This window comes from Streptococcus sp. SN3 (assembly GCF_030439905.1).
Genome location: NZ_JAQFJF010000003.1, coordinates 349,909 through 363,712, shown reverse-complemented (window position 1 = coordinate 363,712; position 13,804 = coordinate 349,909). Strand labels below are relative to the sequence as shown.

Genomic DNA, 13,804 nt, shown 5'->3' with positions numbered 1-13,804 from the left:
CACTAGTATGACACATGATCATAACCATGACCACGAGCATGAAGAGCGTGAATTAATCACCTTGGTTGACGAGCAAGGAAACGAAACTTTATTTGAAATTCTTTTGACCATTGACGGTAAGGAAGAGTTTGGCAAGAATTATGTTCTTTTAATTCCGGCTAATGCGGAAGAAGATGAGAACGGTGAGGTAGAGATTCAAGCTTATTCCTTTACTGAAAATGAAGATGGCACAGAAGGCGACCTGCAGCCAATCCCAGAGGACTCAGATGCTGAGTGGGATATGATTGAAGAAGTCTTCAACAGCTTTATGGAAGAGTAATACTGGCCTAGCCTCGCTTCCAAAAATGGACAAGTGCAGGCAAGTGCTAGCTGAACTTGACAGAGGAAGGAAGTAGCCAAGGCTTGGCTATTTTCCATCTCATATCATAAAGATTAGAAAGAGGAGCGAGTTGCAATTCAGATTTGAGTTCTGCTTCGCTGCTCTTTTTTAGGTAAAAAAAATGAATGAAATTGAAGAATGGCTGAACAGCCGAATTGGTCTAAACTTTCGTTCGGGTCTAGGGCGGATGCGGCAGGCAGTGACTCTTTTGGGGAATCCTGAGCGGAGCTATCCAACGATTCATGTAACTGGTACAAATGGCAAAGGCTCTACTATTGCTTTCATGCGTCAGCTGTTTGCGGGGCATGGTCGCAAGACAGGGAGTTTTACCTCGCCTCATATGATTAGTATTCACGATCGAATTTGTATTAACGGTCAACCGATTGCTCCAGCTGATTTTATCCGTCTGGGTCAAGAGGTGCAAAAGATGGAGCAAGAACTGCTCAAAAGTCATGACCAGCTGTCCTATTTTGAAATTCTGACCTTGATTGCCTTTCTCTATTTCAAGGAGCAGGAAGTGGACATAGCCCTAATTGAGGTGGGGATCGGCGGACTCTTAGACACGACTAATGTCATTACGGGAGATATTGCGGTCATCAGTTCTGTGGGCTTGGACCATCAGGAGACTCTGGGAAGGAGCTTGACGGCGATTGCGGAGCAAAAGGCAGGGATTTTCAAGCCGGGGCGACCAGCGGTCATCGGACCCCTGCCAGAGGAAGCGCGATTGCTTTGTGAACAGCGAGCTCAGGAGCTGGGAATAGAACTCTATCAGTATAGTCGCGATTTTTCTCTGGCACATCAGACTTTTTCCAATTCGACTATGACCCTATCCAATCTTGAACTGGGCCTCAAGGGAGGCTATCAGGAGGAAAATGCAGCGTTGGCTCTGCAGGCATTCCTGCTCTTCATGCAGCAGCAAGACTGGGAAATAGATTCTGCTAAGATTCGGACGGCCTTGCAGGAGACTCGATGGGCAGGGCGCTTGGAAGAAGCAAGTCCAGGTATTTATCTTGATGGGGCCCATAATCTTCCTGCACTGGAAAGGTTAGTGGAGTTCATCCAGAGCCAGAATGACAAAGAGTGCCTGCTTCTTTTCGGTGCTCTCAAGCGTAAGGACTATAGCGCTATGCTGTCTTATCTGCGAGAGGCTCTGCCAAATGTTCAGTTGACGGTTACTTCCTTTTCTGATGGAGATTCCCTTGGTCAAGCTGAAGCGGAAAGCTTCTTATACATAGAGGATTATCGGCAGCTTATTCAGAATTTTCAGGAGAGGCAAAACGATAATCAGCTGCTTTTCATTACGGGCTCTCTCTATTTTATTGCGGAAATCAGAGCTTATTTGACAAGTTTATAAATTGACCGCCAGAGTCCCGCTTTGGTACAATAAAGACAGAAGAAAAAGGAGAACACTATGGCAATTTCTAAAAAGTTAATCTTTTCGGGTCTAACTGCTGCGGCTGTTTTGGTCTTGGCAGCTTGCGGTTCTAATCAGAACCAGACGGCACCTTCCTCTCAGTCTCAGTCAGTCGCTTCCAGCAAGCCAGCAGAGTCTTCGTCGGTAGCTAGCACGTCTAGTGCGGCCAATAGTAGCTCATCTGCTTCAGCCTCCTCTTCCGAGCAAGCAGCCAATGGCGAGCTGGATGGCAGCTACCATACAAGTCATGAAGGTGATCAGCTGACCTTGCAGATTTCAGGCACCACTGGCCAGCTGACTAAGGTCGAGTCGGATGGTGAGCAGGAGATTGAACAGGTTCAGATTGATGCTACCAACCAGACCATGATCATCGGAGATGATGTCAAGCGCTATCGCATTGAGGGCAATCAGCTGACAATTGAGGATCTTTCCCAAGAGCCTTATGATGATGACACACTGGTCTTTACGAAACAATGATGAAAGAGCCCTGTCTTGAATAGGGCTTTTCCTTTTAGCAGTTAGAATCTTGCAGTGAAATTTTGAGGATAGTGGTATTCAAAAGCTGTGCTTGAATTTTCATCCACCAGAAATACGATTTGCATTGATATAAACGTTGTTTTAAGGCAGTTTTACTGATATACTAGAATATATGCAATGAGATAGGAGAGTGTATGACTTTCAGGAAATTCCGCTTATTAATGTCAAAATACGGTTTCAGTATTATTATTATGCTGCTGGAGCTGGTCTTTGTCTTTGTTGCGTTCTTCTATTTTAATGAGATTGCACCCAACTGGCTGTCAGTAGCGATGATTGTTTTCCTGTATATTGGAACCATTTTAGCGATTGTCAACCGCAATATGCCACCGGAGAGCAAGGTGACTTGGCTCCTGATTGCTGTGGTACCCGTATTTGGCTTCCTGCTCTATCTGATGTTTGGTGAGCGACGGTTGTCTAAAAAGGAAATGATTCAGCTGGAAAATATGGACTCTATGAAATTTCGTGAGGACAACAGCTACGATCTTCGTGTCCAGCTGAAAAAGAAAAACAAGTCAGCCTATGGTATTATCAAGTCGCTGCTGAGTATGGACAATAATGCGGATGTCTATGACGGTACAGCTTCTCGCTATTTTCCCATCGGTGAGGAGATGTTTGAGGCCATGCTGGCTGACCTGCGGGCTGCTGAGAAATTCATTTTTCTGGAATTTTATATCATCGATGAAGGGCTGATGTGGGACAGTGTTCTGGAAATCTTGGTCGAAAAAGCTGCGCAGGGCGTTGAAGTCAAACTGCTCTACGATGATATTGGCTGCATGGCCACTTTGCCGGGCGATTATACCCGTAAGCTGCGCAAGATGGGCATTGAGGCTTATCGGTTTAACAAGGTGATTCCGCGAATGACGGTATCCTACAACAACCGTGACCACCGCAAGATTTTGGTGATTGACGGTCAGGTTGGCTATACTGGCGGCATCAATCTGGCCGACGAGTATATCAATCATATTGTTCGTTTTGGCCACTGGAAAGATGGCGGTGTGCGCTTGGAAGGTCGGGCAGTCAAGGCTCTGACGCGACTCTTTCTCATGAACTGGTACATCAACCGCGGGGAAATCACAGACTTTGACAAGTACCATCTGGAAAATAAAGCTGTCGAAGGCAAAGGGCTTTACATTCCCTATGGTAGCGGGCCTAAGCCTATTTATAAGGGTCAGGTTGGCAAAACGGTCTATCAAAATATTATCAGTCAGGCTACGGACTATGTCTACATTACCACGCCTTATCTGATTATTGACTATGACCTGACGGAGGATATCAAGAATGCTGCTATGCGGGGAGTGGATGTCCGCATCGTGACTCCTTTCATTCCGGATAAGAAGCTGATTCAGATTGTCACTCGCGGAGCCTATCCGGATCTGATGGAAGCAGGGGTTAAGATCTTTGAGTACACGCCAGGTTTTATCCATAGTAAGAACGTGGTGGCCGATGATGAATTTGCTGTGGTAGGGACGATTAACTTTGATTACCGCAGTCTGGTGCACCATTATGAAAATGCAGTCCTGATGTACCATACGGAGAGTATCCCAGCTATCAAGGAAGATTTTGAAGCAATTTTTGAAGCTTCTGAGGAAATTCTTCCTGAAAATCTTGATAGCAGCTGGTATCGTCGTTTTATCAAAGAAATCATGCAGCTCTTTGCCCCTATGCTCTAATGCCAGAGGTGAACAAGTTCTGCAGTAATATACAGAAAATCTGAGGCGGAAGTCTCAGATTTTTTGCATGTACTTTTACTAATCGTGCTGAGATGTGTTCTTGTCATTTTTGCTTTTATGTAGGGACGGATTTTTGCTTTATTTTTACGAATGTAAAAAATAAAGGAATTTTTTAAGATGACAATGGAGAAAATTTCCAGTCAGCCGCTTGCTTATGAAACGAGAGAATACCGCTGTTTTCGAGAATTGGAGGAGCTGGCTAGAAGCTATAATGCTCAGAAGAAGGGGCAAGAGAAAGCTGACAGGAGGACAGGAATTTGATATACTAGATGGGACTGATATCAAGGAGAATATTTTATATGCATGATACAACGGAAGAAAAAGTTTTAGAGGTTTCAGAGGAACAGCTGACTAGGGCTGAAAGGTCTGAGCAAAAAATTACCAAGCCAGAGCCGACGCCCTATTTTTTGACGCTCTTGTGCAGTTTGGCTATCAGCCTGCTAAGTGTGGTCAATCCTTTTTTGACCAATCTAGCAACGAATTTACAAAGTCAGAATCTCTATGCCGGTTGGGCCATGGCTCAGGGGCAGGTGCCTTATTCGCAAATATATGGAACTAGTGGCCTGCTTTACTATCTGATGGCTTGGACCAGCAGTCTAGCTTTTGGGCAGCTTTTGTGGATGGTCTTTCAGACGCTGGCTCTGTGGCTGGCTGGACTTTTCCTGCACAAGACCTTGGTGCTCTTACAGCCTAAACAGGATTTATCGCGCAGCCTCCTGCTGCTCTTTTACCTGCTAGTCTTTGCTCTTGGATTTGGCGGTCTTTACTCTAGTATTTTTGTTCTGCCTTTTATTTTTTGGAATCTATCTTTCTTGGTGCGCTATCTGCAGGATTCAATCAAGGATGAAAAGTTCATTATCTATGGAGCTTTTGGAGCTCTTGCTTTTATGATTGATCCGGTTTCCAGCCTAGTCTTCTATTCTTTGACTGCTCTGGTGCTTTTGGTCTACAATATCGCAGCCAAGCGTGCGGCTCGAGGCTTCTATCAGCTTTTAGCTGGTCTCTTTGGCTTCTCAGTGATTTTTTATCCTATCGGCTATTTTACTGTTGCTAATCGAACCTTTGGCCAGGCTATCAGTCAGGTGACCTATACTTGGGATTCCATCAGCTTGATTGGCAGTCATAGTATTTCTAATTTAGTTTATTATGGCTTGCTGACGGTTGGTCTAGGTTTCATTTCTGCTTTGGGTGCCAATCTCTTTTCAAGGGAAAAGGGGCAAGCAACCAGCTTGCGCGTCTTGCGCTTTATCGGTCTGCTAGGACTCTTCATTACTGTCTTTGCAGCTTTTATCCTGCCAGATCAAGGCAGTTATCAACTGCTTCCGGCCCTGCCTTTTGCCATGATTCTTTTTGCTTTGTGGTTCAATAAAGGCAAGCAGCAGGCACCAGGGCGTCACCGCCGGGATCGCCGTCGCCCTACCATGTGGACTTCCTATCTCTCAGGCCAGTTCTTTCTGCCGCTCTTAGCCATCTTTTATCTGATTGGCTATCCTTTGGTGAATGAGTATATCCTTTCCAACGGTGTATCTGCTGAAAGAAGTGAAGCGGCCCAGTACATTAAGGAAAAGACCAAGGATGGGGATGCTATCTATGCTTGGGATACCTCGGCTAGTCTGTATCAAAAGAGTGGCCGCCTATCAGCTGTTTCTCTTTTGTCTCCAACTTTGTATGTGGGAACGGCTGAAAATCGTCTAGGTCTTCAGAAGGGACTTGAAAACAGCCAGCCCAAGTATATTTTGGTTAACAATGATGTCAAATTGCTGTCGGATGTGAAGCAGTTAATTTCCCAAAATTACAAGGAAACCGACCTCAAACTCAACCATTTCGAGCTTTATCAACTCAAGTAGTAAAAAATCAATATGTTGTGTCTAAAGTTAAAAATTAACTTTTTTGCCACAACATATTGATTTTTAATTTTAACGTGCTATAATGAGACTTGTATCGACTTATTTAAAAAATACTGTTCTTTGGATGAAGAGCTATCGGAGAATTCCTAGAAATATCTCCCTAGCTATCTGGTCTGAAGAGGCTTTATTTGTCCTAAGGGCAGGAAAAGGAAGTGTTCATGATGATTTTAAGGGAAGAGAAGTTTGAAACTGCTCCAGCGATTTATGTGGAGAAGCGGGATGGCCGTAGGGTGGCTTTTGATGTGTCAAAGATCTATAAGGCTATGGTGCGGGCAGCTCAGGAAGTCGGTCCGCTGAATCCGATGCTGGAAGCTAAGCTAGAAGCTATCACAGACCGCATTGTGGCAGAAATCAGCAGTCGCTTCGCTAAGTATGTCAAAATCTATGAGATTCAGAACATCGTTGAGCATGAGCTTTTGAATGCCAAGGAATATGCCATTGCAGAGAACTACATCACTTACCGCACCCAACGGGATTTTGAGCGCTCAAAAGCGACAGATATCAATTTTACCATTGACAAGCTCCTCAACAAAGATCGTACAGTAGTCAATGAGAATGCTAATAAAGACAGCGATGTTTTCAATACCCAACGGGATTTGACCGCAGGGATTGTCGGCAAGTCCATTGGGCTTAAGATGCTGCCGCCTCATGTGGCCAATGCCCACCAGAAGGGGGACATCCACTACCATGATTTGGACTACAGCCCTTATACGCCAATGACGAACTGTTGTTTGATTGACTTTGACGGCATGCTGAAAAATGGCTTCAAGATTGGGAATGCAGAAGTAGAGAGTCCCAAGTCTATCCAGACTGCGACGGCGCAAATCTCGCAGATTATTGCCAATGTGGCTTCGAGTCAGTATGGAGGTTGCTCAGCGGACCGGATTGACGAAGTCTTGGCGCCCTATGCTAAGCTTAATTACCAAAAGCATCTTAAGGATGCGGAGCAATGGGTTTTGCCGGATAAGCAGGAAGAGTACGCTTGGGCGAAGACCAAGAAGGACATCTACGATGCCATGCAGTCGCTGGAGTATGAGATTAATACTCTCTTTACCTCTAACGGTCAAACTCCTTTTACCTCGCTGGGCTTTGGTCTTGGGACCAATCGTTTTGAGCGGGAAATTCAAAAGGCCATTCTCAATATCCGTATCAAGGGACTGGGAAGCGAGCACCGCACAGCAATTTTCCCTAAGCTGATTTTCACCCTTAAGCGTGGACTCAATCTCGAGCCGGGAACGCCTAACTACGACATCAAAGAACTGGCTCTAGAGTGTGCCACTAAGCGCATGTATCCAGATGTGCTTTCCTATGACAAGATTATCGACTTGACTGGATCGTTCAAGGTGCCGATGGGCTGCCGTTCTTTCCTGCAAGGCTGGAAGGATGAAAATGGTCAGGAAGTCAACTCCGGCCGTATGAATCTAGGTGTTGTTACTGTCAATCTGCCGCGGATTGCGCTTGAGTCCGAGGGGGATCTGGATAAATTCTGGGAACTCTTTAATGAGCGGATGAATATCGCTGAGGATGCTTTGGTTTACCGAGTGGAGCGGACAAAGGAAGCCAGTCCAGCCAATGCACCGATTCTTTATCAGTATGGGGCTTTTGGCCAACGTCTGGGCAAGTATGATCAGGTTGACCAGCTCTTTACTCACCGTCGTGCGACGGTTTCCCTAGGTTATATCGGCCTATATGAAGTGGCAGCAGTCTTTTACGGCGGCGACTGGGAAACTAATCCTGAAGCCAAGGACTTTACGATTGCTATTGTCAAAGATATGAAGCGTCGGGTGCAAGAGTGGTCAGATCAGTATGACTATCATTTCTCTGTTTACTCGACACCATCTGAAAGTCTGACGGACCGTTTCTGCCGTTTGGACACAGAGAAGTTTGGCGTTGTTCCGGATATTACTGACAAGGAATACTATACTAACTCTTTCCACTACGATGTGCGCAAGAATCCAACGCCTTTTGAAAAGCTGGACTTTGAGAAGATTTATCCTGAAGTGGGTGCTTCAGGCGGCTTTATCCATTACTGTGAATATCCTGTTCTTCAGCAAAATCCCAAGGCACTGGAAGCTGTCTGGGACTATGCCTATGACCGAGTTGGTTACTTAGGTACAAATACACCGATTGACCGCTGTTACAAGTGTAACTTTGAGGGAGATTTCACGCCGACCGAGCGGGGCTTCACCTGTCCAAAATGTGGCAACAGCGATCCCAAGACGGTCGATGTGGTCAAGCGGACCTGCGGTTACTTAGGAAATCCGCAAGCCCGCCCAATGGTCAATGGACGACACAAGGAAATATCAGCTCGGGTCAAGCACATGAATGGCTCGACTATTAAGTACGAAGGAAATTAAGATGGGAAAGTATCAATTGGACGACAAAGGAAAGGCTCAGGTGCAGCGTTTCCATGAAAAACATTCGCAGGGTGGCAGCGGTAAGAAAGAACGATTGGCCAAACTGCGTCAGCAATTTTTAGAAAAGAACAAGAAAGAATAGAAGTCAGAGTGGGGCGCAAGGCGGTCTCACTCTCTTCGTATCAGGAGGCACTATGGAGCTGAGACGACCGAAACTAGAAGACAAGGAAAAAATTTTAGAGATGCTGGCTGACTTTGAAGCAGCTGGTAGTCGGCAGGATGGCTTCTTTGGCGGAGCGGATTTTGTCTATGAGGATTGGTTAGAGACTATTCAGCTAGCTGAGGCAGGTCTAGGCTTGCCGCAAGGGTTTGTGCCTTACATCCAACTAATCTCTTTTGCTGCGGATGGTCAGGCTGTGGGCTTTCTCAATCTGCGCTTGCGGCTCAATGACTATTTGCTCCAAGAAGGCGGGCATATCGGCTATAGTATCCGTCCCTCTGCGCGTGGGAAAGGATTGGCCAAAGAGCAGCTGCGACAAGGATTGCAAGTAGCCAAAAGTAAAAATATTAAACGAGTCCTAGTGACTTGCGATTGTGATAATGCTGCCAGCCGGTCAGTGATTCTGGCGAATGGCGGGGCTTTAGAGGATATTCGAGGCGGGAAAGAGCGTTATTGGATTGATATAGATTGAGGAAAGCCTATGAAGTTACGACGACCAACTTTGGAAGATAAAGACGCGATTTTAGAGATGATTGCGGAGTTCGATGCAGCAAAATCCTATATGCATGGTGGCATGGGCTCCGCTTGGAAGCGAGCAAAGGATTATGAGGATTGGTTAAAGATTGTAGAGCAGCAGGAGGATGCTGCCAATTTGCCAGCAGGCTGGGTTCCTGCAATCAAATTTTTATCCTTTGATGAGACCGGCTTGCCTCTGGGCTTTTTAGCTTTACGCCTGTCCTTAAATGACAAATTATTTGTGGAGGGTGGGCATATTGGCTATTCTATACGGCCCAGTCAACGCAGAAAGGGCTTGGCTAAGATGCAGCTAGAGCTAGGACTAGCAGAGGCTCGAAAGCAAGGACTGGAACGAGTGCTGATTACCTGCGATGAAGACAACGAAGCCAGTCGTCGCACCATTCTCTCTGCTGGCGGTGTTTACGAAAATACAATCGACAGAAGTCAGCGCTACTGGATTGATGTCAATTAAGGAGGGAGCATGGAGCTAAGACGACCAACTTTGGAAGATAAAGATGCGATTTTAGAGATGATTGCTGAGTTCGATGCAGCAAAATCCTATATGCACGGTGGCATGGGCTCCACTTGGAAACGAGCAAAGGATTATGAGGATTGGTTAAAGATTGTAGAGCAGCAGGAGGATGCTGCTAATTTGCTAGCAGGCTGGGTTCCTGCCATTCAATTTTTATCCTTTGATGAGACCGGCTTGCCTCTGGGCTTTTTAGCTCTGCGCTTGTCTTTGAATGACAAATTATTTGTGGAGGGCGGGCATATTGGCTATTCTATCCGCCCCAGTCAACGCAGAAAGGGCTTGGCTAAGATGCAGCTAGAGCTAGGGCTGGCAGAGGCCCGAAAGCAACAAGGATTGGAACGAGTGCTGATTACCTGCGATGAAGACAACGAAGCCAGTCGACGCACGATTCTCTCTGCTGGCGGTGTTTACGAAAATACAATCGACAGAAGTCAGCGCTACTGGATTGATTTGGAGGATGAAGATGAACAATCCTAAACCTCAAGAATGGAAAAGTGAGGAGCTGAGCAAGGGGCGAATCATTGACTATAAGGCTTTTAACTTTGTAGATGGCGAAGGTGTCCGCAACTCCCTCTATGTCAGTGGCTGTATGTTTCACTGTGAGGGCTGCTATAATGCAGCAACCTGGTCTTTTAACGCTGGCATTCCTTATACCCAAGAGTTGGAGGATCAGATTATGAAAGACTTGGCGGAACCCTATGTGCAGGGGCTGACCCTCCTAGGCGGCGAGCCTTTTCTCAATACAGGCATTCTCCTGCCCTTGGTCAAGCGGATTCGGAGAGAGCTTCCAGACAAGGATATCTGGTCCTGGACGGGCTACACCTGGGAGGAGATGATGCTGGAAACGGAGGATAAGCTGGAGCTGCTGAGTCTGATTGACATCCTAGTAGATGGCCGTTTTGACCTTACCAAGAAGAATCTCATGCTGCAGTTCCGCGGTTCTTCCAATCAGCGGATCATCGATGTGCAGAAATCCCTTGAGGCAGGCAAGGTTATCATCTGGGAGAAGCTCAATGATGGCTTGCAGGCCTATGAGCAAGTTGACAGAGATAAGATACTTTAAAAAACAAGTAAAATACTGATATAAAAGAGGGTTCACCTCTTTTTCTGTTGCCAAAAACAGTATAAAATATCGGTTTTTCGAGAATGAAGAAGGAATTTACTGAAAATTAATACAGACTGTCCTTTTTTGTCAACAAAATTTGAAAAAAACTAAAATATTTTTAAATATTTTAGTGTATCATAATGCATTTATGATATAATAAAATGTATTTATATCTCAGGGGAGAAAAAGGGAGAATTATGAATCATCATAGGAGAAATGTGCCTGCTTCTAAAAAGGGGAAGAAGCTGAGGCTCTTTAATGCAGCTTTACTGACATTGGTAAGCTTGGTTTCAGGTTTGCTTATTTTTTCTATATTTAAAAATAATGTTCTGGCGTTTCATCACCTGAACCTTATTTTGTCTGCTCTTTTGGCGGCTGTTATTTTACTGGCAGCCTTCTTTGTATGGAAAAATAAGTTCAAAGTCCTGACAACCTTACTTTTGCTTGTGACTTTGCTGGTATCTTCAGGAGCCATGTACGGGGTCAAGGAGCTGATGGACTTATCTAGAGGTGTGAACTCCACCTCAAATTACTCTGAAATTGAAATGGCCGTTTATGTCCGGGCGGACAGCGATAAATCAGATGTGACTCAGCTGCAGAAGCTGACGGCTCCGACTGAAAATGGAGACAAGGACAATGTAACGGCTCTTCTGGACCACATCAAGAAGACTAAAAAGACAGAACTCACAGTGGAAAACAGCTCGTCTTATATCGCAGCTTACAAGGCACTCATCAATCAAGAGACCGAGGCCATTGCCCTCAATAGTTCATTTGGAGATATGCTGGCTTCTCACGATGCTGATTATGCTTCAAAGATAAAGAAAATCTATACTTATAAAATCACTCGTCAAGTAGAGACCGGCAAGCGCAGGGATGATGCCAATGCGGATGTCTTCAATATCTATGTCAGCGGTATTGACACTTATGGGTCTATCTCATCTGTCTCACGCTCAGATGTCAATATCATCATGACAGTTAATCGCAAGACCAAGAAAGTCCTCTTGACTACGACTCCTCGTGATTCTTATGTGGCGATTGCAGATGGAGGAGGCGGACAGATGGACAAGCTGACCCATGCTGGGATTTATGGCGTGGATGCTTCTGTCCACACTCTGGAAAATCTATACGGCATTCGCATTGACTACTATGTTCGTCTGAACTTCACTTCCTTCCTCAAGCTGGTAGACCTGCTGGGAGGGATTGATGTTGAAAATGACCAAGAATTTACCAGCCGACACGGCAATCATCATTTCCCAGTAGGGAAAGTCCATATGAACTCAGATCAGGCACTAGGTTTTGTTCGCGAGCGTTACTCCCTTCAGGGTGGTGACAATGACCGCGGAAAAAATCAAGAAAAGGTTATCGAAGCAGTCATTAAAAAGCTGACTTCAACCAGTGCTTTGAAGAACTACAACGAGATTATTTCCGGCTTGCAGGATTCTATCCAGACCAATATGGAGCTGCCTGTTCTTATGAATCTGGTCAATACCCAGCTGGAGTCAGGTGGAAGCTATCAAGTTCAGTCACAAGCTATCAGCGGAAACGGACGCATGGATCTACCATCCTACGCTATGCCAGATTCCAATCTCTACATGATGGAAATCCAGCCAGAAAGCCTTGATAATGCTAAGGCAGCGATTCAGCAGGTAATGGAAGGAAAAACACCATGATTGATATCCATTCTCATATTATCTTTGATGTGGACGATGGTCCTAAGAATTTTGAGGATTCTAAAAAACTGCTGGAAGAAAGCTATCGACAGGGAGTTCGGACTATTATCTCTACTTCTCATCGCAGAAAGGGCATGTTTGAAACGCCTGAAGAGACCATTAGCTCTAACTTTAAAATGGTAAAAGAACTGGCAGAGCTTGTGGCGCCTGACTTGACGGTTCTCTATGGGGCAGAGATTTACTACACCAGTGATGTGGCGGATAAGTTGGAAAAGGGGATTTTCCCCAGTCTAGCTGGCACACGCTATGTGCTGATTGAGTTTAGCATGGCGACTCCTTATAAGGACATCCATAAAGGTTTGGCTCAGATTCTGCGCTTAGGTCTAACACCGGTCGTGGCTCATATTGAGCGCTATCACTGCCTGGAAAATGATGAAAAGAAGGTGCAGGAACTCATTAATATGGGCTGCTATACTCAGATTAATAGCTCCAGTGTTCTGAAGCCCAAGCTGCTTGGAGACTCGCATAAATTTATGAAAAAACGGGCTCAGTTCTTTTTGGAGAAGGACTTAGTCCACTTTGTTGCCAGCGACATGCACAATCTAAGCCAGAGACCGCCCTTTATGAAGGAGGCCTTTGACATCGTCGCTAAGAAATACGGTTCCCGCCGGGCAGAGGCCCTCTTTGGCGGCAACCAAGCATTATTATTGAAAAATGAATTGATTTAGGGGAAAAATGGAAAAACAAGAAAAGCAAATCGTAGAAATCGATATTCTGTCCTTGCTCAGAGCCTTATGGCTGAAAAAGTTCACCATCGTATTGGGAGCTGTGCTCTTTTCTTTGCTGGCTTTTGGCTACAGCGTCTTTATTGCTAAGAAAATGTATCAGAGTACCACGCGCATCTATGTGGTCAGCCGTCAGAACGAAACACAGGCAGCTTTGACTAATCAGGACCTGCAGGCGGGTTCATACCTTGTTAAGGATTTTAAAGAAATCATTCTGTCACAGGCGGTTCTGTCACAGGCAATTAGTGAGTTGAAACTGCAAACGTCACCAAGAGAGCTGACGCGTCACATCACCGTTTCCGTTCCGGCGGATACTCGTATCGTTTCGATTACGGTTAAAGATGACAATCCAGAGGAAGCGGCACGCATTGCCAATGCCTTTCGGAATATCGCCGCTGAGAAAATCATCGAGGTGACAAAAGTTTCTGATGTGACAACTTTGGAAGAAGCAACAGTCCCAGCAGAGCCTTCTTCACCAAATATTCGGCGTAATGTTATCTTAGGATTTTTAGGGGGCAGCGTCCTGATGTCGATCTTTATCATCGCTGTAGAAATCCTGGATGATCGGGTGAAGAAGCCAGAGGACATTGAAGAAGTCATGGGCTTGACGTTATTGGGCGTTATCCCAGATATGAACAGAATGTAAGGGAGA

The 13,804-nt window shown here is 45.5% G+C and carries 15 protein-coding genes; all 15 read left to right on the top strand.

Annotated features, from left to right (window positions below; all coding sequences use genetic code 11):
* Positions 1-7 precede the first annotated feature (7 nt).
* Positions 8-319 (top strand): DUF1292 domain-containing protein, encoded by a 312-nt coding sequence (locus PCY71_RS08615; protein WP_002894073.1) that lies wholly within the window; start codon positions 8-10, stop codon positions 317-319.
* A gap of 181 nt (positions 320-500) precedes the next feature.
* Entirely contained in the window at positions 501-1,733 is a 1,233-nt protein-coding gene (locus tag PCY71_RS08610; RefSeq protein ID WP_002911445.1) for a folylpolyglutamate synthase/dihydrofolate synthase family protein, read from the top strand.
* Positions 1,734-1,790: 57 nt separating this feature from the next.
* Positions 1,791-2,270: an SP_0198 family lipoprotein gene (locus tag PCY71_RS08605; RefSeq protein ID WP_004184397.1), complete on the top strand. Its 480-nt coding sequence runs from the start codon at positions 1,791-1,793 to the stop codon at positions 2,268-2,270.
* A 194-nt stretch (positions 2,271-2,464) separates the two neighbouring features.
* Entirely contained in the window at positions 2,465-4,000 is a 1,536-nt protein-coding gene (gene cls / locus PCY71_RS08600) for a cardiolipin synthase (RefSeq protein WP_048773745.1), read from the top strand.
* Positions 4,001-4,177: 177 nt separating this feature from the next.
* Positions 4,178-4,321, top strand: coding sequence for a hypothetical protein (locus PCY71_RS08595; RefSeq protein WP_002899268.1), 144 nt, complete (start codon positions 4,178-4,180; stop codon positions 4,319-4,321).
* 38 nt (positions 4,322-4,359) lie between these two features.
* A complete protein-coding gene (locus PCY71_RS08590) occupies positions 4,360-5,907 on the top strand; it encodes a hypothetical protein (RefSeq protein ID WP_048773746.1) in 1,548 nt (515 codons plus the stop codon).
* A 221-nt stretch (positions 5,908-6,128) separates the two neighbouring features.
* The gene (gene nrdD, locus PCY71_RS08585) at positions 6,129-8,324 is read left to right on the top strand and encodes an anaerobic ribonucleoside-triphosphate reductase (protein WP_048773750.1); all 2,196 of its coding nucleotides are present in this window, start codon (positions 6,129-6,131) and stop codon (positions 8,322-8,324) included.
* Position 8,325: 1 nt separating this feature from the next.
* Positions 8,326-8,466, top strand: a complete 141-nt coding sequence (locus tag PCY71_RS08580) for a hypothetical protein (RefSeq protein WP_002911455.1) — start codon at positions 8,326-8,328, stop codon at positions 8,464-8,466.
* Positions 8,467-8,518: 52 nt separating this feature from the next.
* Positions 8,519-9,016 (top strand): GNAT family N-acetyltransferase, encoded by a 498-nt coding sequence (locus PCY71_RS08575; protein ID WP_048773747.1) that lies wholly within the window; start codon positions 8,519-8,521, stop codon positions 9,014-9,016.
* A 9-nt stretch (positions 9,017-9,025) separates the two neighbouring features.
* Complete coding sequence (locus PCY71_RS08570; protein ID WP_048773748.1) at positions 9,026-9,532, top strand: GNAT family N-acetyltransferase; 507 nt, start codon at positions 9,026-9,028, stop codon at positions 9,530-9,532.
* Between the two features lie 9 nt (positions 9,533-9,541).
* Positions 9,542-10,069 (top strand): GNAT family N-acetyltransferase, encoded by a 528-nt coding sequence (locus PCY71_RS08565; protein ID WP_125342394.1) that lies wholly within the window; start codon positions 9,542-9,544, stop codon positions 10,067-10,069.
* On the top strand, positions 10,056-10,655 hold the full coding sequence (nrdG, locus tag PCY71_RS08560) for an anaerobic ribonucleoside-triphosphate reductase activating protein (protein ID WP_048773108.1): 600 nt from the start codon (positions 10,056-10,058) through the stop codon (positions 10,653-10,655). Before PCY71_RS08565 ends, nrdG begins: the two co-directional genes overlap by 14 nt.
* A gap of 203 nt (positions 10,656-10,858) precedes the next feature.
* Positions 10,859-12,367, top strand: coding sequence for an LCP family protein (locus tag PCY71_RS08555; RefSeq protein ID WP_048773111.1), 1,509 nt, complete (start codon positions 10,859-10,861; stop codon positions 12,365-12,367).
* A complete protein-coding gene (gene cps4B, locus PCY71_RS08550; RefSeq protein WP_002905549.1) occupies positions 12,364-13,095 on the top strand; it encodes a capsular polysaccharide biosynthesis protein Cps4B in 732 nt (243 codons plus the stop codon). The genes PCY71_RS08555 and cps4B overlap by 4 nt, the downstream gene beginning before the upstream one ends.
* A gap of 7 nt (positions 13,096-13,102) precedes the next feature.
* A complete protein-coding gene (locus tag PCY71_RS08545; RefSeq protein WP_002894051.1) occupies positions 13,103-13,798 on the top strand; it encodes a Wzz/FepE/Etk N-terminal domain-containing protein in 696 nt (231 codons plus the stop codon).
* The last annotated feature ends 6 nt before the right edge of the window (positions 13,799-13,804 follow it).